Below are 19,687 nucleotides of genomic sequence, written 5' to 3' on the forward strand. Positions count from 1 at the left end.
GCCGCGCAGGTGCAGCGCGCCAGTTCCCCGGCTGCTGAGCCGGCGCCGGAGTCCGGCCGTCCGAAGAAGCCGCGGCGCGCCCGGATCACCGGCGAGTCGTCCGATACGGCCGTCGTCGACGAGGCCCCGCTGGCATCGAGGTACTCGCCGGCGATGCAGTGGCTCATCATCGTGGGACAGGCGATCGCGGGTCTCATTCTGGGGGCGGCCGGATTCTGGGGATTCGTCCAGCTGTGGCGGTGGAACGTCTATTTCGCCCTGGTGCTGTCTGCTGTCGTCATCTTCGGCATCGTGACGCTCGTGCACCTCGTGCGGCGCCGCCACGACCTGCCCACCACGTTGCTCGCACTGGGGGTCGGCCTGTTCCTCACCCTGGGACCACTCATCTTCCTGGCCACCTCGTGATCCTCGAAGAGGTTCCGGTCGGGCTGTCGACGGCGTCGGTCTACCCGCAGAACATTGAAGCCGCATTCGCCTACGCCGCCGACCTGGGGTACGACGGTGTCGAAGTAATGGTGTGGGGCGACCCGGTCAGCCAGGACATTGGGCGGGTCGAGGCGCTGTCGCACGCGTACCAGATGCCGGTCCTGTCCGTGCATGCGCCATGTCTGGTGATCTCGCAGCGTGTGTGGGGCCGTGATCCGATCGTGAAACTCGCCCGATCAGTCGAGGCAGCCGAAGGACTGGGTGCGCCGACCGTCGTCGTGCACCCACCGTTCCGCTGGCAGCGTTCATACGTCGCGGCATTTGAGGACCTCGTCGGCGAACTCGAATCCGACAGCGACGTCGCCGTCGCCGTGGAGAACATGTTCCCGCTGCGCGCGGACCGCTTCTTCGGCGCGGGGGAGCGCTCGGTGAAGCGGCTACAGGCCCGCGGGGGCACCGCCGGACTCGCCGCGTCGGCGTACGGAAAGTCCATCGACCCGACAGACGACGGGTACGCGAACTACACCCTAGACCTGTCGCACACCGCCACCGCCGGGATGGACGCACTGGCGATGTTTGAGCGGATGGCGTCGGGGATGCGTCATCTGCATCTCACCGACGGCGAGGGCGCCGCTCACGATGAGCATCTGATTCCGGGCGACGGCAGCCAGCCCTGCAGCGAGATCTGCCGGCGGATCGCCGCGAGCGAGTTCGACGGGGCGGTGGTCCTGGAGGTAACGACGAGCAGCGCGCGCAACAAGATCGAGCGTGCCGCGATGCTGGCCCGGTCGCTCGATTTCGCCCGCACGCATCTGCGTCGCCCGGGACTGTCCGATGACGTCGTCGAGGTCACCTGGGAGCGACAGCCGTGACGCAGATCGATGATGTGCTGGCCCTGGCGGTCATCGGGCGCGACGAGGCGATGATCACCTATGCCGCGACTATCGACCCGGTGTACACGATTGGGCCGAAGGTGCACGGTGGCAGCGCGCAGATGCTCGCCGCCAACGCGGCGCACGCGGCGTTCCTGGAGTGGACCGGGTCGTCGGCGCCGCCGCTGATCCGTGCCGGCGCCGGCGACCCGGTGCCGGTTGCGCTGACCAGTACGTACCTCAGTGCGCCGAGACCTGACCGGGTCGAGTTGTGCGCCCGGCTGATCAAACGCGGTCGCACGGTATCGGTCGTCGAGGTGGATCTGGTGCAGGAGGGGCGCACCATGATCGCTACGACAGTGGTGTTCGGTGTGCTCGATCAGGGGAAGCCGCATCGGTCGGCGCCGATCCCGCTGCGCGATCTGCCACCCGCGCCGACAGCGGATGCCATTTACCTCGATCACTCGCCGATGAGCGAGATCATGCACCTCGGTCCGGTCCTCGACTACGCCATCGACCCGGAGACTTTTCCGGCGGCGATCGGCGGTCGGGGCGAGCCGGTCATCCGCGGGTGGGTGCGTCCGAAGGCCGGTGCGGCGCACCTGCCGTTCGTCACGACGGTTTGCGATGTCTCGCCGCCGGTCGTGATGAATCTGGGCATCTTCGGCTGGGCGCCCACTGTGACGCTCTCGACCTACCTGCGACGGGTCCCGGCCGGGGCGCCCGGTTCGTGGCTGCGGGTCGCGAATTCCAGCATCGAGGTTGGCCAGGGGATGTTCGAGTCCGACCACACTGTGATTGACTCAACCGGCGTCATCGTGGGGCAATCACGCCAGTTGGCACTCATTCCGGCCCCGGCCTTCGGCTGATTCCGAGCGCCAGCCAGTTCAGAATGGAGATACCCATGTCCGAGCGCGTAGCAATCATCGGCGCAGGCAAGATCGGCGAGGCACTGCTTGCCGGACTGCTGGCGTCGGGCAAGCCGACCCGCGACCTCGCGATCGTCGAACACTCGGCGGTTCGGGCTGCGGAGATCGCCGACGAGTACAAGGTGCTGGTCACCGACCTCGCCACCGCGGTGGAGCATGCCCGGATCGTCGTGGTCGCCGTCAAACCCGACGGGGTCGACGGTGTGTTGGCGGCATTGGGCAAGCTCGAGGACAACAACGATGTCGAGCGGGTGACGGTGACGCTGGTGGCGGGGATCCCCGCTGCGAAGTTCGAGAACGCGCTACCGGCCGGTTCGCCGGTGATCCGCGTGATGTCGAATATGCCGCTGTTGGTCAACGAGGCGATGAGTGTGTTGTCGACCGGACGGTATGCGACTGCCGAGCAGGTCCAGACGGTCAGCGCATTGTTGGCCACCGTGGGCAAGGTCATGGTCGTGCCGGAGAACCTGATGGACGCGGTCACCGCGATCTCCGGTTCGGGTCCGGCCTATGTGTTCCTGCTGGCCGAGACCATGATCGACGCCGGCGTCGCACTGGGCCTGACCCGCGCCCAAGCAGCCGCAATGGCCAAACAGACGATCCGGGGCGCGGGGGTGATGCTCACCGACACCGGTATGACGGCGACGGACCTTCGGGCGGCGGTGACCTCGCCGGCCGGCACTACCGCGGCTGCGATCACCGAGTTGGAGCGCGGGGGGGTGCGGTCGGCGATGTACGCGGCCACCGCGGCGGCCGCGGGGCGGAGCGCTCAACTCAGCCGTCGACCCGAGCTTGAGGGTTCTGCTGGTAACGATGGCGGCTTCCGCGGCTGACCCTATAGCATCACCGGGGGGTGAATGCCCTGGTGACTCGCCGGATTCGGCCACGCTCCGGCAACAAATCACTACCTGGGCGCAACTCCCGTCGCTATTTTCACATCAGCCACGCTAAGCTTGCTTCAGCACGTGCGTGTCAGATGTCCGTCGGAGGGGAAGCCAACGGCCACGACTCGTGCTGTGAGAGGTATGAGTATCAATGGCACCTGCAGATATGTCCGGTGACCGCACCGGCGGAAGCGCGACTGGTTCGCAGTTCCTCACCGTTGCCGAGGTGGCTGCGCTGATGCGCGTCTCCAAGATGACCGTCTACCGCCTGGTTCACAACGGCGAGCTCCCGGCTGTTCGCGTCGGCCGCTCGTTCCGCGTTCACGCCAAGGCGGTACACGACTACCTGGAGACGTCGTACTTCGACGTCGGCTAGGCGACAGCGCTGGTTCAGATTTGGTCAGATCCCCGGCCGAATGGGTTCGGCCGGGGCTTCGTCGTGAGGTTTGCGCGGACGCGATTAGGGTCGGTCCGCGCCAGCCCGGTAAAGTAGCGTCATTCCCGCCGCGGCCGCCTGTCGGTCCGGAGAATGAGCAAAGTAAGGAAAATTCCCTCATGGGTTCTGTCATCAAGAAGCGTCGCAAGCGCATGTCGAAGAAGAAGCACCGCAAGCTGCTCCGTCGCACCCGAGTGCAGCGTCGCAAACTCGGCAAGTAGTCTCCGCACCGGGATCGTCTGAGTAAGGGAGAGGGTCATGGCGCAGGACAGCGGCACCACTGCCACCCCGCGCGTCGTACTCGTCACGGGTGCGTCCACCTTCTTGGGCGGCTATCTGGTGACCCGGCTGGCCGCTAACCCGGAGATCGAGAAGGTCCTTGCGGTCGACTCGCGAGTCCCCGGCAAGGCACTCCTCCGCCGGATGGGGCGGGCCGAGTTCCTGCGCCTCGATATTCGTCGCCCGACAATCGCCAAGACGATTGCCGTGCACGAGGTGGACACCGTGGTACACGCCGCCACATCGATCATGGACCTCTCCCCACATTCGGCGGCGATCAAGGAATTCAACGTCGTGGGCGCGATGCAGGTCTTCGCGGCGTGCCAGCGCAGCCCATCGGTGCGGCGCGTGGTGCTGCGCTCGACGGCGATGGTCTACGGCGCGAGCAGCAAGGACCCCGCGTACTTCAGTGAACGGGATCGTGCGGTGCGCGAGCCGACCAGCGGCTACGGCCGCGACCTCCTCGATATCGAAGGATATGCGCGCGGCCTGGCTCGTCGTCGACCCGACATCGGCGTGACGATCGCGCGTTTCCAAGCCATACTCGGCCCGCGAATCCAGACACGAACGGGCGCCTACCTGTCGACACCGCTGGTGCCGACGGTGTTCGGATTTCAGCCCCGCCTCCAGTTCCTGCATGAAGAGGATGCACTCGGAGCGCTCGAGCACATCACTTTGTCTGCGCCGTCCGGCACCTACAACATCGCCGGGGACGGAGTCGTTTCGCTCACCCAGGCGATCCGCCGCGCCGGGCGCATCGAATTGCCGGTGCCGAGCGGCCTCGTGACGCCGATCTCAGGGGTGTTCTCCGACGTTCGCACCGCCCGATTCCGGTCCAGTCAGATGGACTTCCTGACCTTCGGTCGGGTGCTGGACAATTCGAGGATGCGGACCGACCTCGGGTTCGAGCCCAGATTCACGACGAGCGAAACACTCGACGACTTCATCGAACGGGGAGCCTCGGACATGGTGATCAGTCCGCAGCGCTGGCGTGATCTGGAGCAGCGTCTCGCGTCGGCGGTCCACCAGCTGCGGTAGCGCACCGCTGTGATGTCGGGCACACCTGTGTATCGCGCGCGGCCAGCCCGTAAGCTGAAGCCCAGCGCCTGAGTACGTCAGCAATCCGAACAGCCACACAACGGGGGGGGGGAATCGCATGTCCGGTCGTCGCGCCTCCGATCCACGAACGGCGAAAGTCATCCAGCTCTATTCGACGCCCGGCGGGGCGCAGACCCCCGACGTTGCGGCCCGCCGACAATCGGGCAAGTTGCGCCACCCGTCGCAATCGGGGGCCGACGGCCACCCGAACACCGATGGTTTCGGGACCGGGCCGGCCGCGGTCACCCCGATCAGTGACGACGCGAGGATCCACAACGAGGCGCTCGGCGTCGAGCACGTCGGGCCGCCGAGGCCGAGCCCGCTGCTCAGCCTGAACGGACTGCGCGAGGGAGTGGCCGACGCACTCACCGGCACCGCCGGATATCTGCGTGAGCGTCTGGCCGGCGAATACGAAGTCGACGACTTCGGATTCGACCCGCATTTCACCGAGAACGTCTGGTTCCCCGCCATTCGGCCTGTCTATGAGAAATGGTTCCGTGTTGAGGTTTCCGGGGTGGAGAACCTTCCGGTTGAGGGCGGCGCGTTGCTCGTCGCCAATCACGCCGGCAGCATCCCCATCGACGCACTGATGACCTCGATTGCCGTGCACGACAACCACCCCACTGGGCGCTACCTGCGCGTGCTCGCCGCCGACATGGCCTTTGACTCGCCGATCATCGGCGAAACCGCGCGCCGCATCGGGGCAACGCTGGCGTGCACCAGCGATGCCGAGTACCTCTTGAAGGCCGGCGAACTCACCGCGGTGTGGCCGGAGGGATACAAGGGCATCGGCAAGATGTACAAAGATCGCTACAAGTTGCAGCGCTTCGGCCGCGGCGGCTTCGTGACGACGGCGATCCGCGCCGGTGCTCCGATTATCCCGGTGTCGATTGTCGGGTCCGAAGAGATCTACCCGATGATCGCTGACCTCAAACCCCTTGCGAAGGTCCTCGGACTGCCGTATTTCCCGGTGACGCCGCTGTTCCCGTGGTTCGGTCCGCTGGGCATGATTCCGCTGCCGTCGAAGTGGCACATTCATTTCGGCAAGCCGATCCCCACCGAAGGGTACGACGAGGCCGCGGCCGACGACCCGCTGGTCGTCTTCGACCTGACCGATCACGTGCGCGAGGAGATCCAGCAGACCCTCTTCCGCATGCTCTCCCGCCGCGGCAGCGTCTACCTGGGATAGCGCGCCCGCCGCAGGCTAGTCTTTGCGGCCCCGCCGCAGTGCTGCGGCAGCGCCGCCGCCGACAGCGCCGAGCGCGATCGCCGTCGGCACCCCGTACTTGGCGGCCTTGCGCGCGGTCCGGAAGTCATAGCTCTCCCAGCCGCGCACCTTTGCGATCTCCTTCAAATCCGAATCTGCGTTGATTGCGACCGCGGTGCCCACCAGCGACAGCATGGGAACGTCGTTGTGCGAGTCGGAGTACGCGGTGCAACGCTGCAGGTTCAGCCCTTCACGAATGGCCAGGGAGCGCACGGCCTGGGCTTTGCCGAGGCCGTGCAGCACGTCGCCGACGAGTCGCCCGGTGAAGATGCCGTCCTCGCTCTCAGCAACGGTGCCCAACGCGCCGGTGAGGCCCAGCCGGGTCGCGATGGTCTGCGCCAGTTCGACCGGGGTCGCGGTCACCAGCCAGACCTGCTGGCCGGCGTCGAGATGGCGCTGGGTGAGTGCGCGCGTTCCAGGCCAGATCTTATCGGCGATGTACTCGTCGTAAATCTCTTCGCCGAGTTCGACCAGTTCGGCGGTGGGGCGGCCGGCGATGAACGACAGCGCCTTGTCGCGTCCCTCGGCCACGTCGTCGGCATTCTCGCGGCCGGTGACCCGGAATTTGATCTGGGCCCACAGTGCGCTGATGACATCGTTGTAAGAGAAGTACCGATGGGCGGCGAGACCGCGTGCGAAGTGCACGATCGAGGCGCCCTGGACGAGTGTGTTGTCCACGTCGAAGAACGCTGCCGCGGTCAGGTCCGCGCCATCGGGCCGCGACTCCGACCGGGCGGCCAGCGCGTCCAGGGCGGCCTTCGCCGCCGCCTCACCGGCGAGGCTTTGCCGCAATTCGGCCGCCGTCTGCCGGAACCGCCCGCTGGCCGAGGAGACCCAGACGCGGACGCGGCGGTCGAACTCGACGTCAGCGCCGCTGTCGTCGACGCCGCCCCTCTGCTCGGCGGTCAGTCCGGGTGCGCCCTCCGGACTGGAGGTGTCGTCTGGATCGGCTTCATCGGACGGTGTGTCCGGTTCGAAGTCGGGGTCCGAGTCAGGGTCGTAGTCCGGGTCGGGTTCGGGATCTAGGTCCCGGTCCCGAATGGGGAAATCACCCGGTACCACGTTGGCGTCGTCACTCACGTTGCTCACTCCGGTCTCGCTGCGGCCTGGCAAGTCAAGACTAACCACAATGGCAGACTGTGGGGCGTGAGGAGGGTGACATGCGAATCGTGTTGCTGAGCCGGCGCGGGTGTAGTGCGTGCGCGGCCGCGCGTGCGGACCTGGCCCGGATTCGTGACGAGGTGGGCGAGGGCTTCGACGAGGTCGACGTCGACGAGCGGGCCGGCGCCGGTGACCCCGAACTGCGGGTTGAGTACGGCGACCGGCTGCCCGTGGTCCTCCTCGACGGTGTCGAGCACAGCTACTGGGCCGTCGACGATCGGCGCCTGCGCGCTGATCTGGCTCCGTGAGCGTCGATACCTGCGTCTCGCCGCACGAACCCCGCCAGATACGCTGAGCGCATGACGTCGCTGTCTCCAAGTCGGCCGGCCGCCAGGATTCCTGGCCCGTCGGTCGCGCGTCTGGCGTCGTACCTGACCGCGCTGCGCGACCGCGCCGCCAACGGTGTGACGGTTGTCTCCAGTGCTGAATTGGCCGAAGTTGCGGGCGTCAATCCACTCATCCTGCGCAAGGACCTGTCGTACGTCGGCGGGCACGGTGTGCGCGGTGTCGGCTATCAGGTGCACAAGCTGATCGCGACCGTCGCGATGGCGCTGCACAGCGATTCTGCTCAACTGGTGGCGCTGGCCGGGGTCGGTTCACTCGGACAAGCCCTGATCGCCCACACCGGTCGCGACCGGCGCTTCACCGTCGGCGCCCTCTTCGACGACGAGCCGGGCCTGGTCGGTGCGCGGTTGTCCCCGGACGGTCCGGTGATCGCCCCACTGCACGACATCGGCGGCACCGGCGACGACGGCGAGCCCTTTGATATCGGCGTCATCGCCACCCGCGACGAACTCGCCCAGGAAGTGTGTGATGCGTTCGCGACCGCCGGGGTCCAGCAGATCCTCAACGTCACGCCGGTTTCCCTGACTCCCCGAGACGGCGTATCAATCCGACAGATTGACCTAGCCTTGGAACTACAGTTGCTGTCGTTCGCAGCGGCGGGGAAAAGGTGAACGTGTTGTGAGTGTGCTGTTGTTCGGCGTATCGCATCGCAGCGCTCCGGTGGGAGTGCTGGAACGGTTGGCGATTTCGGAGCATGATCGGCCGAAGATCGTCGATCGTCTCCTTGCGGCGCCCACCATGTCAGAGGCGATGGTCGTCTCCACCTGCAACCGCATCGAGATATACGCCGTGGTCGACGCCTTCCACCCGGCACTCGAAGCCGTGGGCGACGTGCTCGGCGAGCATTCCGGTCTGACCATCAACGAAATGACTGCACACGCCTACGTGCGGTACTCCGAGGCGGCGGCCGAACACCTCTTCACCGTCGCCGCCGGGCTGGACTCCCTGGTCGTCGGCGAGCAGCAGATTCTGGGTCAGATCCGCGGTGCCTATGCCAGCGCCGACGCCAACCGGACAGCCGGCCGGGTTCTACACGAGCTTGCGCAGCAGGCGCTGCGGGTCGGCAAGAGGGTGCACAGCGAGACCGGGATCGACCGCGCGGGCGCCTCGGTCGTGTCGGTGGCGCTGCACCGGGCACGGGGAATCCTGGCGGCCTCGGATGCTGAACTGCGGCGCGGTGTAGTCCTTGGCGCAGGCGCCATGGGAGGCCTGTCGGCGGTGCACCTGGCGCGCGAGGGCGTCGCGGAGATCACCGTGGTCAACCGCAGTGTCGAGAAGGCCCGCCGCCTCGCCGACAACGTCGCCGCCAACCATCCCGATGTGGTGGCGGTGGGGGTCGGCCTCGACGGGATGTCCGAGGCGATGGCCGCCGCCGACGTCATGATGACCTGTTCCGGATCGGTCGGATCGGTGGTCAGCGTCGCCGAGGTGCACCATGCACTCGCCGCGCGCACTGCCGCAACGCCGCTCGTGATTTGCGATCTCGGCCTGCCTCGCAACGTCGATCCGGCGGCCGGCCGCCTACCGGGAGTCGAGCTGATCGACATCGAAGGTTTGCGCGGCGATTCACAGACGCAGGCGGCCGAGACCGACGTCGTGGGGGCGCGTGCGATCGTCGCCGCCGAACTCGCCGACTACCTCGCCGCGCAGCGCCGTGCCGAAGTGACGCCGACGGTGACGGCACTGCGTCAGCGGGCCAGCGAGGTCGTCCAGGCAGAGATGCTGCGCCTGGAGTCGCGGCTGCCGGCGATGTCTGACGCCGAGCGCGACGAAGTCGCCAAGACCGTGCGGCGCGTCGTCGACAAGCTTCTCCATGCCCCGACGGTGCGGGTGAAGCAACTCGCGGCTACGGCCAACGGCGACCAGTACGCGCAGGCGCTGCGCGAGCTGTTCGAACTGCGGCCCGGCGCCGCCGAATCGGTGTCGATATCCGACGTTGAAGCGATGCGGCTGCCCGATCCAACCGTCCGGCGCAGCCAGGAAGGGCAATGGTGACCCCGGCGGTACTCCGGGTCGGAACCCGTGGGTCACTCCTCGCGACCACTCAGGCCGGCCACGTCGCGCAGGCCTTGACCGATGCCGGGCACCCCGCAGAACTGGTAATCATCAAGACCGAGGGAGACCTGTCGGCCGCACCTGTGGCCGAGATCGGTGTCGGTGTCTTCACCACCGCGTTGCGCATCGCGCTGCGAAACGATGAAATCGACGTCGCGGTGCACTCGTACAAAGATCTCCCGACCGCCCCCGAGTCAGATCTCGTAATAGCCGCCGTCCCGCCACGAGAGGATGCCAGAGATGCGCTGGTCAGCGTAGGAAACCGGGTCCTTGGCGAGTTGCCCGTCGGGGCGACGGTGGGCACCTCGGCGCCCCGCCGGATCGCACAGCTTAGAGCATCGGGTCTCGGTTTGGAAATTCGCCCCCTAAGAGGCAACCTTGATTCTCGGTTGGGCAAAGTCGCCAACGGTGAACTCGACGCAGTCGTGGTTGCCCGGGCCGGGTTGGCCCGCATCGGCAGGACCGAGGTCATTGCCGAGGCGTTCGACCCGGTAGTGCTACTACCGGCACCGGCCCAGGGTGCCCTGGCCGTCGAGTGTCGTGCCGACGATGCCCAGCTGGTGAGCACGCTCGCCACGTTGGACGATCCGTCCTCTCGTGCCGCGGTCGATGCCGAGCGCGCACTGCTGGCGGCCCTGGAGGCCGGCTGCACCGCGCCGGTGGGAGCCTACGCCGAGGTCGTCGAGTCACTCGATGACGACGGTCGGGTCTTCCTCGAGCTGTCCCTGCGCGCAGCGGTCGCAGCCGTCGACGGATCAGATGTGATCCGGAGTTCGGCGGTCGGACCGATCGGGCAGGCAGCGGACGTGGGGCGCGCGCTTGCTGCGGAAATGTTGGAGTCGGGAGCCGCATCGCTTCTGGCCTAGCTGACGAACTACCACCCCCGCGGGGGTAGGAGAGTGCGAGTAGATGAGCCGGACGAAAAAGGTCACCCCGGGGCGGATCCTGTTCGTGGGCGCCGGGCCCGGCGACCCCGACCTGTTGACAGTCCGGGCGCGCAGTGTGCTGACCAACGCGACAATCGCCTACATCGATCCCGATGTGCCGCCGGGCGTCGTGGACCTGATCGGTTCAGCCCACCGGCCCGAGGTCGCACCCACGCCCCGTCGGACCAAGGCCGCCGAGGTCGAGCGCGTCCAGGATGACGACGGGGACGTCGCAGTCGAGGAGGGCGCCGAGGATCCGGTCAGCGTGCATCCCGCGCTCGGGGACCCGGCCGATGTCGCCAAGACCCTCGTCGCGTCGGCGAAGGCCGGCGTCGATGTCGTCCGGGTCGTTGCCGGTGACCCGCTGACATCCAACGCAGTGCTGGCCGAGGTCACCGCGGTCACGCGGACCTCCGTCGCATTCGAGGTGCTGCCCGGGCTCCCGGCCGCGGCCGTCGTACCGAGCTACGCGGGCATGCCGCTGGGTTCGGGCTACACCGTCGCCGACGTGCGCGGCGACGTCGACTGGGCCGGTCTGGCGGCCGCCCCCGGACCGCTGGTGCTGCACGGCACCGCCAGTCACCTGGCGCAGGCCGCGGCCGCTCTGATCGAGAGCGGGTTGGCGGCGGGTACCCCGGTGGCGATCACGATTAACGGCACGACCTGTGCGCAGCGGACCATCGAGGCAACGCTGGAGACCGCCGCCGAGCACGGTGGCGAACTCGCTGGACCGCTGTTGCTCACCGTCGGCAAGGTCGTGGCGCAGCGCGGCAAACTCTCCTGGTGGGAGTCGCGCGCGCTGTACGGCTGGACGGTGCTGGTGCCGCGCACCAAGGAACAGGCCGCGGAGATGAGTGAGCGCCTCGTCGGGCACGGCGCCATCCCCAAGGAGGTGCCGACCATTGCGGTGGAGCCGCCGCGGTCGCCGGCGCAGATGGAGCGTGCGGTCAAGGGACTCGTCGACGGCCGCTACCAGTGGGTGGTGTTCACCTCCACCAACTCGGTGCGCGCCGTGTGGGAGAAGTTCGCCGAATTCGGTCTGGATGCCCGTGCGTTCTCCGGTGTGAAGATCGCCTGCGTCGGTGAGGCCACCGCGGAGCGCGTCCGCGCCTTCGGCATCGAACCCGAACTGGTGCCGTCCGGCGAGCAGTCGTCGCTGGGTCTGCTGGAGGACTTCCCGCCGTATGACGAGGTATTCGACCCGGTCAACCGGGTGCTGCTGCCGCGCGCCGACATCGCCACCGAGACCCTCGCGGAGGGCCTACGCGACCGGGGCTGGGAGATCGATGATGTCACCGCCTACCGCACGGTCCGCGCTGCACCACCGCCCGCGCAGACCCGGGAGATGATCAAGACCGGCGGGTTCGACGCCGTGTGCTTCACGTCGAGCTCGACGGTGCGCAACCTCGTCGGTATCGCCGGCAAGCCGCACGCCCGGACGATCGTCGCCTGTATCGGCCCGAAGACGGCAGAGACCGCCGTTGAGTTCGGTCTGCGCGTCGACGTCCGCCCAGAGACGGCGTCCGTCGCGGACCTGGTCGAGGCGCTGGCCGCGCATGCCGCGCGACTGCGCGCCGAGGGGGCGCTGCCCCCGCCGCGCAAGAAGTCGCGCCGGTCGCGGTCATAGGTTTCTACACTCGACTCTGTGACGCCACGTGATAACAGTGCGATGACTCATCCCGACGGCATTGCCGGGCCGAGGGTGCGTCCGCGACGGCTGCGGTCGACGGCGGCCATTCGTCGCCTCGTCGCCCAGACCGATGTCGCGCCGAGACACCTGGTGCTGCCCATGTTCGTCGCCGACGGACTTGCCGAACCCAAACCGATCGTGTCGATGCCGGGGGTCGCGCAGCACACGATGGATTCGCTGCGCGTGGCCGCAGACCAGGCCGTCGCCGCCGGGGTCGGGGGCCTGATGCTATTCGGCGTACCGTGCGCACAGGACAAGGACACCATCGGCTCTGGTGCCGACAGCGCCGATGGGATCCTCAACCGGGCGCTGGCCGCATTGCGCGCCGACCTCGGTGATGACACCGTCCTGATGGCCGATACCTGTCTCGACGAGTTCACCGACCACGGGCACTGCGGGGTCGTCGATGCGGCCGGCCGGGTCGACAACGACGCCACCCTGGACCGTTACGGTGCGATGGCTGTTGCACAGGCCCGGGCCGGTGCGCACATGCTCGGGCCGAGTGGAATGATGGACGGTCAGATCGCCGCCATCCGTGCCGCGCTCGACGAGGCCGGCCACCCCGACACCGCAGTGCTGGCGTACACCGCCAAGTACGCCTCGGCGTTCTACGGGCCGTTTCGCGACGCTGTGGATTCGTCGCTGGTGGGCGACCGCCGCACTTATCAGCAGGACCCGGCCAACCGTGCCGAAGCGCTGCGCGAACTGGAACTCGATCTTGCCGAGGGGGCCGACGCGGTGATGGTGAAACCGGCGATGGGATACCTCGACGTGCTCGCCGACGTCGCGGCGTCGACGACGGTGCCGGTGGCGGCCTATCAGGTCAGCGGCGAGTACTCGATGATCACCGCCGCGGCCGAGCGGGGGTGGATCGACCGTCGTGCGGCGATCCTGGAGTCGCTTACGTCGATCCGGCGGGCCGGCGCGTCGGTAGTCCTGACGTACTGGGCTGCCGAAGTCGCCGATTGGCTGCGGTGACGCGCCGGTAAGTAGCCTGAACCCATGACGTACCCCCAACTACCTCAACCGGTGGGCGCTGCCGCGCCGGAGCCGCCGCAGCGGCCCGCCCTGGCCGCTTCGGTCGCCATCGCTACCGAGCTGTGGCTGGTGGTCATCGCGGCCCTGGCGGTGGCGCAGCTCGGCAGCTATCCGCTGGCCCGTGATGCGATGGACCAGCACCTGGCCGGCCTGCCGAAAGACGCGAGCGAATCTGCGCGCCGGTCGGCGGAGCTGATGACCAACCCGGGACTGATCATCGCCACCCTCGTCGTCGCCGTGCTGGTGGGCGCGGTGATCGCGCTGATCGTCATGTACTTCTTGCGGGCCGGCCACAACTGGGCCCGCCTCATCCTTTCCGGGTTGAGTGCCTACGTGCTGGTAGGTGCGGTGATGGCGTTCACCGGGCAGCCGACGTGGACACAGGCGCCGCAGATCATCGCCGCGGGCTGCGCCGGCGGTGCCCTGCTCCTGTTGATGCGCCGTGATTCCGATACGTACTGTCGGGAAATGGGTGAATTCCGCGCTCTGGTCAAGGCGCCGGCTGTGTCGGCCGCAGGGCAGCCCGGAGGATGGTCCCAGCAGGGTCCGGCCCAGCAGGGTCCGGCCCAGCAGTATCCGGCCCAGCCGCATCCGCCCCAGCAGTACCCGAATCATCCGGGCGCCCACCGGCCACCGCCCACGTCACACCAACCGCCGGACGGGTCGGGAGGCACGCGTGAGTGAGGCTGACGAGACTGGCGCAGCCGGGTTTGGCGAGGACGTCGTCGAGGACGCCGCGCCGGGTGACGACGAGGTCGCCGAGGCCGGGGACGGACTGTCGCCGCTCCCCGAGGACGTGGGCGAGGTTTTGCTCGCCGAGTCGGGCAGCGGATGGTGGCCGATCGCCATCGGCCCGCTGCTGGTCGGTGCGGTCCTGACGATGGAGGCGCTCGGCCCCGGGCAAATCCACTGGCCGGTGATGATGATCTTCCTCATCGTCATCACCGGGCCGGTCTACCTTTTCATCACCGCGGCGCGCAAATATGCGAGTGTCGAACTGACCGAGAAGACGCTGCGTTGCGGGACCCGCCGGATCAACCTGTCCGATATCGGCACGATCTACCCGCCGAATAACGGCGGTGAGTACAAGGACTGGGAGAAGGCGCCGGCGCTCGGTGAGCTGCCCGCCGTCCCCCGCGGGCGCAAGGGCATCGGCGTCAAGATGGTCAACGGCAAACTCGCGCAAGCCTGGGCCCGCGACGTGGACCGTCTGCGCACCGAGCTCACCCAGGCGCATCTTGCTGTACAGCTGGGGCTCTAACCCTGCTCCAGCATGGGGGCGACGAGGAGTTCCTCGGGGATGCCGAAGGCCTCGACCAGGGTCCGCGCCTGGGGCCGCAGGTCTGCGCACAGCTGGTTGACCCCGCGCCGGATCGCCTTGGCCCGCTCCACCGAGACATGCCGGTGCATGAGGAACCAAGACAGGTCGGCTTCGAGCGCGGAGTAGACGAACAGGTCACACACTGTGCCGAGGACCTCGGCCGCGGACTTCGAATCGCACTCGTCGATGGCCTGGATGAAGGATTCGAGGACCTGGCGCTCGATGCCGGCGGTGGCCGCCGCGAGGAGGTGGTCCTGCGCGTCGTTGAACACGGCGAACGGGTCGTCGGCGTCGGCGGCTCGGCGCAATCGCTGTGCACAGGTGCGCTGTAGGTGGTCTTCGCGATTGCGGAGCAACCGGACCTGGGTCGCCCGGTCGGTCAGGTCTGACTTGTCCGGATCCTCGTCGGAGGAGTCGAGCAGGGTCTGCACGACCTGCCGGACGGCGGTCTTCTCCGCGACGACGTCGCCGACCAGGCCGGCGACCAGGCGCACCCATCCGACCGTGCTGAGTCCGCGCATCTCGTCGGAGTACATGCCGAGCATCTCCTTGCCGACGAGCTGGGTCAGTACCGTGTTGTCGCCCTCGAAGGTGGTGAACACGTCGATGTCGCCGCGCAGGATCGACAGCTGGTTCTCAGCCATGTAACCGGCCCCGCCGCAGGCTTCGCGGCATACGTTGATGGTGTGGCTGGCGTGGGCGCTGCCGTAGGACTTCAGGCCGGCGGCCCAGCTCTCCAGCAGCCGCTGGCGATGCGGTTCGACGCCGTCCGGCTCCTGAGACTGCACGTCGTGCAGCTCAGCGGTCAGTTCATTCTGCGCAAAGGCCAGCGCATACGATTTGGCGAGCAGCGGCAAGAGTTTGCGCTGATGGGCGCGGTAGTCCATGATCGTGATCTCCTGCGCCCCGTCGGGTGCGTCGAACTGCCTGCGAACCAGCGCATACCGCACGGCCAGCGTCAGTGCTTTGCGGGCGGCGGCCCCGGCGGTGGCGCCCACCGAGACACGACCGCGGATGAGGGTGCCGAGCATGGTGAAGAAGCGCCGGTTGTCACCCTCGATGGGGGAGCTGTAGGTGCCGTCGGCGGCGACGTCGGCGTAGCGGTTCAGCAGATTCTCGGCGGGAATGCGCGCTTCGTCGAACACGATGCGGCCGTTGTCGACGCCGCGCAGCCCGCCCTTGTACCCGCAGTCGGAGGTGGTGACGCCGGGCAGGTCGTTGCCGTCGGCGTCGCGAAGCGGCACGAAGAAGCAGTGCACACCGTGGTCGCGGGGCTCTTCGCCCGGACCCGCGGTGATCAGCTGGGCGAACACCGCCGAGACGGTGGCGTGTTCGGCTGCGCCGCCGATGTAGTCCTTGCGGGCCAGTGGCGTCGTCGACGCGATGACGAACTCCTGCGTGGCGGGATCGTAGGTGGCGGTGGTTTCCAGCGCCTGCACATTGGAGCCGTGCCCGGTCTCGGTCATGCCGAAGCTCCCGAGCAAGTCGAGGTTGATGATGTCGGCCACGTAGCGCCGATGATGACGCTCGGTGCCGAGGTTCTCGATCGCGCCGCCGAACAACCCCCACTGCACACCGGATTTGACCATCAGGGACAGGTCCGCATAACCGAGCATCTCGATGCCGGTGATCGCCGTGCCGACATCGCCGGTGCCGCCGTGGTCGGCGCGAAAGCCGGCGGCGGCGAAGTCGGCGGCGGCGAGTTCGGTCATCTCCGCCAGGATCTTCGCGCGCGACGCACTGAGATCCAGGGACGGGTCGGGCAGCAGATCGCGCCGATTCAGTGCCGCGCGAAGCTCGTCGCGGGTGGCCTGCCACCGGCCGTCGAGCGCAGCCCGCAGTCCGTCGAGGGTGGTCGTGTCGTCGAGTTGGCCGGGACCGGTCGGATCTGTCTGCGCCGCCATGGTTCCACCATAGGGGTCAGGCAGCCCGCCGTTGTGGAGTGCGGCCTAACCTCGAACGCGTGTGGATCAAACGAGTGGCCGCGGCGGTCGCCCTGTGCGCAGTCGCCGCGCCGATGACCGCATGTGGGCGCGACGGACCCCCGATCCGCAGTGCCCCGTCGGCCAGCACGTATCCGGGTTTCCATCCCGGTGTGCGTTATGCCCACCTCGGTGACAGCTTCGCCGCCGGATCCGGGATCGACCCGATCGTCGCGGACTCGCCGGCCATGTGCCTGCGTAGTCGGCTCGACTTCGGGCAGCTGGTCGCGGCCCGGCACCCGACCGGATTCGGTGAATCGGCGTTCGCAGACATGTCGTGTGCCGGCGCGGGCACCGCAGATCTTTCGGCCGCGCAATATTTCGGCGTCCCCCCACAGGCCGGCGTATTGGGGCCGGCGACCGAGCTGGTCACGATGATGATCGGCGGCAATGATGGCCGGCTCTTCGCCGATGCTGTCGCCCAATGCTCGGCCCTGGCCGGCCGTGACGTCGCCGGCGCACCCTGTCGTCAGGCCCACGAGGCGCAGGTCGACGCCCAGATTGCCGGCACGATCGCGCCGGCGCTGAGTGGAGCGGTCGCGCTGGTCACGCGGCGCGCGCCCCGGGCCCGCGTCCTCATCGTCGGGTATCCGCGCCTCCTGCCACCCCGGCACGGCTGCTACCCGACGATGCGCATCGCGGCCGGTGACGTCGACTACCTCAACCGAGTGCAGCTCCGGCTCAACGGCGCGATCGCCGGCGCTGCCCGGGCGCATCGCGCGACGTACCTCGATCTGTGGTCTGCGTCGCGCGGTCATGATGCCTGCGCGCCACCGGGCGAGCGCTGGATCGAGCCAATGCTCGGATCGCGGATCCGCACGACGGTGCACTCCAACGCGGCAGGCCAACGAGCGATCGCCGAGGCCGTTCTCGCCGCACTGAACTGACCGGGCCGGGCAACCTTACAACCGGCTGAGCCGAATTGGGGTTTGCCGAGTGACTTTGCCACACTGGAAGCCGTGACTGCCTCCCCCGATCGCCCGGCGCGCGCCGCTGCCGTCTCGGCCGAGCTGTTCACTCGGGCCGCACACGTCATTCCCGGCGGAGTGAACTCGCCGGTGCGGGCGTTCTCCGCTGTCGGCGGCACCCCGCGTTTCATTGCCTCGGCGCAGGGGTGCCGGCTCACCGACGTCGACGACAACGTGTACGTCGATCTGGTGTGCTCGTGGGGTCCGATGATTCTCGGCCACGCCCATCCGGCGATCGTCGACGCGGTGCGCACCGCCGCCACCGGTGGCCTGTCCTTCGGCGCGCCCACCCTCGCCGAAGTAGAACTCGCCGAGGAGATCGTCGCCCGCATTGATCCGGTGGAGGAGGTGCGACTGGTCAATTCGGGCACGGAGGCGACGATGTCGGCGGTGCGCCTGGCCCGCGGCTTCACCGGGCGCCCGAAGATCGTCAAGTTCGCCGGCTGCTACCACGGTCACGTCGATGCCCTGCTGGTCGCCGCGGGTTCGGGTGTCGCGACGCTGGGTCTGCCGACCTCGCCGGGCGTCACCGGCGCGGCCGCCCACGACACGATTGTGCTGCCCTACAACGACCTCGCCGCCGTCGCCGACGCCTTCGCCGACTACGACGGGCAGATCGCCGCGGTCATCACCGAGGCGGCCGCCGGGAACATGGGGGCGGTGGCACCGGTCCCGGGCTTCAACGCCGGATTGCGGCAGCTGTGCAACGACAACGGCGCGCTGCTGATCATCGACGAGGTGATGACCGGGTTTCGGGTCAGTCCTGCCGGGTGGTTCGGCCTCGAGGGTATCGGCGCAGACCTGTACACCTTCGGCAAGGTGATGAGCGGCGGGCTGCCCGCTGCCGCTTTCGGCGGTCGTGCCGACGTGATGGATCACCTCGCTCCGTCGGGTCCGGTCTATCAGGCGGGCACCCTGTCGGGTAACCCGGTGGCGGTGGCCGCCGGGCTGGCCACGCTGCGCACGGCCGACGCCGCGGACTACGCCACACTTGATGAGAACGCGCAGCGGATCGGCGGGCTACTCACCGAGGCGCTCGCCGCCGCCGGTGTCAGCCACCGGGTGCAGTATGCGGGGAACCTGTTCAGCGTCTTCTTCACCGACGATCCGGCGACGCCGATCACCGACTACGAACAGGTGCGCGCCACACAGACCTACCGGTTCGCCCCGCTGTTCCACGCGCTACTCGACGCGGGCGTGTACGCGCCGCCGAGTGCGTTCGAAGCCTGGTTCGTCTCGACTGCGCTCGACGACGATGCCTTCGCCACCATTGCTGCCGCGCTGCCCGGTGCGGCCGCCGCAGCCGCAGCCGCCACCGGCGGGGAGTAGGACCACAGTCTGATGAGCGACAAGACCATTCGGAGCAGCGGTGTGCGTACCGGCGAACACACCGTCGTACACATGATGCGGCACGGCGAGGTGCACAATCCCGAGGGAATCCTGTACGGGCGACTGCCGGGCTTCCAGTTGTCCGAGACGGGCCGGTTCCAGGCCCAAGCCGTCGCCGATTCGCTGGCCGACCACGACATCGCCGCGGTGTTCGCCTCGCCGCTGCAGCGCGCGCAGGAGACCGCGACCCCGCTCGCCGCGGCGCACGGCCTTGAGATCCGCACCAACGCCGACCTGATCGAGGCGGACAACGTCTTCGAGGGGCTCAAGGTGTCGGTCGGCGACGGCGCCCTGTCCAAGCCGCGGCACTGGCGCAAGCTGCGGGACCCGTTCACCCCGTCGTGGGGTGAGCCGTACCTCCAGCTCGCGCACCGCATGCTCGGAGCGGCGACCACCGCCCGCGACGCGGCGCGCGGCGCCGAGGCCGTGTGTGTGAGCCACCAGCTCCCCGTGTACACGCTGAGGCGTTTCTTAGAAGGTCAGCGACTGTGGCACGATCCGCGCCGGCGGCAATGCTCGCTCGCCTCGGTGACCAGCCTTATCTACGACGGCGACGCACTCATCGACATTGTTTACTCCGAGCCCGCGGGCGAGACCGACCCACTGGTCCGGGGAGCCTGA

20 protein-coding genes and 1 pseudogene are annotated in these 19,687 nt (G+C 68.2%); 19 read left to right on the forward strand and 2 right to left on the reverse strand.

The features are described from left to right. The 8 genes and pseudogenes from B4M62_RS07300 to B4M62_RS07335 form a co-directional block, all read left to right on the forward strand. Nucleotides 1-405, forward strand: a pseudogene (locus tag B4M62_RS07300) (hypothetical protein); the annotation flags it as partial. Beyond that, the gene (locus B4M62_RS07305) at nucleotides 402-1,298 is read left to right on the forward strand and encodes a sugar phosphate isomerase/epimerase family protein (RefSeq protein ID WP_290706314.1); all 897 of its coding nucleotides are present in this window, start codon (nucleotides 402-404) and stop codon (nucleotides 1,296-1,298) included. The pseudogene B4M62_RS07300 and the gene B4M62_RS07305, both read left to right, overlap by 4 nt. Next, complete coding sequence (locus tag B4M62_RS07310) at nucleotides 1,295-2,167, forward strand: thioesterase family protein (RefSeq protein ID WP_290706315.1); 873 nt, start codon at nucleotides 1,295-1,297, stop codon at nucleotides 2,165-2,167. The genes B4M62_RS07305 and B4M62_RS07310 overlap by 4 nt, the downstream gene beginning before the upstream one ends. Before the next feature lie 35 nt (nucleotides 2,168-2,202). Further along, nucleotides 2,203-3,060, forward strand: a complete 858-nt coding sequence (proC, locus tag B4M62_RS07315; RefSeq protein WP_290706316.1) for a pyrroline-5-carboxylate reductase — start codon at nucleotides 2,203-2,205, stop codon at nucleotides 3,058-3,060. Between the two features lie 202 nt (nucleotides 3,061-3,262). Further along, a complete protein-coding gene (locus tag B4M62_RS07320) occupies nucleotides 3,263-3,487 on the forward strand; it encodes a helix-turn-helix domain-containing protein (RefSeq protein WP_290706317.1) in 225 nt (74 codons plus the stop codon). Between the two features lie 179 nt (nucleotides 3,488-3,666). Next, entirely contained in the window at nucleotides 3,667-3,768 is a 102-nt protein-coding gene (locus B4M62_RS07325; RefSeq protein WP_003402602.1) for a 30S ribosomal protein bS22, read from the forward strand. Between the two features lie 37 nt (nucleotides 3,769-3,805). Further along, nucleotides 3,806-4,864: an NAD-dependent epimerase/dehydratase family protein gene (locus tag B4M62_RS07330; protein ID WP_290706318.1), complete on the forward strand. Its 1,059-nt coding sequence runs from the start codon at nucleotides 3,806-3,808 to the stop codon at nucleotides 4,862-4,864. 118 nt (nucleotides 4,865-4,982) lie between these two features. Beyond that, nucleotides 4,983-6,113 (forward strand): lysophospholipid acyltransferase family protein, encoded by a 1,131-nt coding sequence (locus tag B4M62_RS07335; protein WP_290706319.1) that lies wholly within the window; start codon nucleotides 4,983-4,985, stop codon nucleotides 6,111-6,113. A 15-nt stretch (nucleotides 6,114-6,128) separates the two neighbouring features. On the opposite strand, the gene B4M62_RS07340 is transcribed toward B4M62_RS07335, so the two are convergent. Next, entirely contained in the window at nucleotides 6,129-7,271 is a 1,143-nt protein-coding gene (locus tag B4M62_RS07340; RefSeq protein WP_290706413.1) for an HAD family hydrolase, read from the reverse strand. Nucleotides 7,272-7,351: 80 nt separating this feature from the next. Between B4M62_RS07340 and B4M62_RS07345 the strand changes: the two genes are divergently transcribed. Genes B4M62_RS07345 through B4M62_RS07380 form a run of 8 tightly spaced genes read left to right on the forward strand, consistent with a single transcriptional unit; the run spans nucleotide 7,352 to nucleotide 14,667 of the window. Then, the gene (locus B4M62_RS07345) at nucleotides 7,352-7,600 is read left to right on the forward strand and encodes a glutaredoxin family protein (RefSeq protein ID WP_290706320.1); all 249 of its coding nucleotides are present in this window, start codon (nucleotides 7,352-7,354) and stop codon (nucleotides 7,598-7,600) included. A 51-nt stretch (nucleotides 7,601-7,651) separates the two neighbouring features. Beyond that, nucleotides 7,652-8,308 (forward strand): redox-sensing transcriptional repressor Rex, encoded by a 657-nt coding sequence (locus B4M62_RS07350; protein ID WP_290706321.1) that lies wholly within the window; start codon nucleotides 7,652-7,654, stop codon nucleotides 8,306-8,308. Nucleotides 8,309-8,315: 7 nt separating this feature from the next. Beyond that, nucleotides 8,316-9,692, forward strand: a complete 1,377-nt coding sequence (locus B4M62_RS07355) for a glutamyl-tRNA reductase (protein WP_290706322.1) — start codon at nucleotides 8,316-8,318, stop codon at nucleotides 9,690-9,692. Further along, nucleotides 9,686-10,618: a hydroxymethylbilane synthase gene (hemC, locus tag B4M62_RS07360; protein ID WP_290706323.1), complete on the forward strand. Its 933-nt coding sequence runs from the start codon at nucleotides 9,686-9,688 to the stop codon at nucleotides 10,616-10,618. Before B4M62_RS07355 ends, hemC begins: the two co-directional genes overlap by 7 nt. A 43-nt stretch (nucleotides 10,619-10,661) precedes the next feature. Then, nucleotides 10,662-12,305 (forward strand): bifunctional uroporphyrinogen-III C-methyltransferase/uroporphyrinogen-III synthase, encoded by a 1,644-nt coding sequence (locus B4M62_RS07365; RefSeq protein ID WP_290706324.1) that lies wholly within the window; start codon nucleotides 10,662-10,664, stop codon nucleotides 12,303-12,305. Between the two features lie 42 nt (nucleotides 12,306-12,347). After that, nucleotides 12,348-13,346, forward strand: coding sequence for a porphobilinogen synthase (hemB, locus tag B4M62_RS07370; RefSeq protein ID WP_290706414.1), 999 nt, complete (start codon nucleotides 12,348-12,350; stop codon nucleotides 13,344-13,346). Nucleotides 13,347-13,370: 24 nt separating this feature from the next. Further along, nucleotides 13,371-14,090 (forward strand): hypothetical protein, encoded by a 720-nt coding sequence (locus tag B4M62_RS07375; protein WP_290706325.1) that lies wholly within the window; start codon nucleotides 13,371-13,373, stop codon nucleotides 14,088-14,090. Further along, a complete protein-coding gene (locus tag B4M62_RS07380) occupies nucleotides 14,083-14,667 on the forward strand; it encodes a DUF3093 domain-containing protein (RefSeq protein ID WP_290706326.1) in 585 nt (194 codons plus the stop codon). The genes B4M62_RS07375 and B4M62_RS07380 overlap by 8 nt, the downstream gene beginning before the upstream one ends. On the opposite strand, the gene B4M62_RS07385 is transcribed toward B4M62_RS07380, so the two are convergent. Next, a complete protein-coding gene (locus tag B4M62_RS07385; RefSeq protein ID WP_290706327.1) occupies nucleotides 14,664-16,631 on the reverse strand; it encodes an acyl-CoA dehydrogenase in 1,968 nt (655 codons plus the stop codon). The genes B4M62_RS07380 and B4M62_RS07385 overlap by 4 nt on opposite strands. 59 nt (nucleotides 16,632-16,690) lie before the next feature. On the opposite strand from B4M62_RS07385, the gene B4M62_RS07390 reads away from it, so the two are divergent. The 3 genes from B4M62_RS07390 to B4M62_RS07400 all read left to right on the forward strand — a co-directional run bounded on the left by B4M62_RS07390 (nucleotide 16,691) and on the right by B4M62_RS07400 (nucleotide 19,687). Continuing rightward, nucleotides 16,691-17,596, forward strand: a complete 906-nt coding sequence (locus B4M62_RS07390; RefSeq protein ID WP_290706328.1) for an SGNH/GDSL hydrolase family protein — start codon at nucleotides 16,691-16,693, stop codon at nucleotides 17,594-17,596. Nucleotides 17,597-17,668: 72 nt separating this feature from the next. Beyond that, nucleotides 17,669-19,006 (forward strand): glutamate-1-semialdehyde 2,1-aminomutase, encoded by a 1,338-nt coding sequence (gene hemL, locus B4M62_RS07395; protein WP_290706329.1) that lies wholly within the window; start codon nucleotides 17,669-17,671, stop codon nucleotides 19,004-19,006. Nucleotides 19,007-19,018: 12 nt separating this feature from the next. Beyond that, entirely contained in the window at nucleotides 19,019-19,687 is a 669-nt protein-coding gene (locus B4M62_RS07400; RefSeq protein WP_290706330.1) for a histidine phosphatase family protein, read from the forward strand.

The sequence above is a fragment of the Gordonia sp. UBA5067 genome (assembly GCF_002414845.1).
Taxonomy (GTDB): domain Bacteria; phylum Actinomycetota; class Actinomycetes; order Mycobacteriales; family Mycobacteriaceae; genus Gordonia; species Gordonia defluvii.

Coding starts and splice junctions, on each gene's coding strand:
- hemC (WP_290706323.1), top strand. CDS start 9,686: ATGGTGACCCCGGCGGTACTCCGGGTCGGAACCCGTGGGTCACTCCTC.
- B4M62_RS07320 (WP_290706317.1), top strand. CDS start 3,263: ATGGCACCTGCAGATATGTCCGGTGACCGCACCGGCGGAAGCGCGACT.
- hemB (WP_290706414.1), top strand. CDS start 12,348: ATGACTCATCCCGACGGCATTGCCGGGCCGAGGGTGCGTCCGCGACGG.
- B4M62_RS07365 (WP_290706324.1), top strand. CDS start 10,662: ATGAGCCGGACGAAAAAGGTCACCCCGGGGCGGATCCTGTTCGTGGGC.
- proC (WP_290706316.1), top strand. CDS start 2,203: ATGTCCGAGCGCGTAGCAATCATCGGCGCAGGCAAGATCGGCGAGGCA.
- B4M62_RS07345 (WP_290706320.1), top strand. CDS start 7,352: ATGCGAATCGTGTTGCTGAGCCGGCGCGGGTGTAGTGCGTGCGCGGCC.
- B4M62_RS07330 (WP_290706318.1), top strand. CDS start 3,806: ATGGCGCAGGACAGCGGCACCACTGCCACCCCGCGCGTCGTACTCGTC.
- B4M62_RS07375 (WP_290706325.1), top strand. CDS start 13,371: ATGACGTACCCCCAACTACCTCAACCGGTGGGCGCTGCCGCGCCGGAG.
- B4M62_RS07400 (WP_290706330.1), top strand. CDS start 19,019: ATGAGCGACAAGACCATTCGGAGCAGCGGTGTGCGTACCGGCGAACAC.
- B4M62_RS07335 (WP_290706319.1), top strand. CDS start 4,983: ATGTCCGGTCGTCGCGCCTCCGATCCACGAACGGCGAAAGTCATCCAG.
- B4M62_RS07350 (WP_290706321.1), top strand. CDS start 7,652: ATGACGTCGCTGTCTCCAAGTCGGCCGGCCGCCAGGATTCCTGGCCCG.
- B4M62_RS07325 (WP_003402602.1), top strand. CDS start 3,667: ATGGGTTCTGTCATCAAGAAGCGTCGCAAGCGCATGTCGAAGAAGAAG.
- B4M62_RS07385 (WP_290706327.1), bottom strand. CDS start 16,631: ATGGCGGCGCAGACAGATCCGACCGGTCCCGGCCAACTCGACGACACG.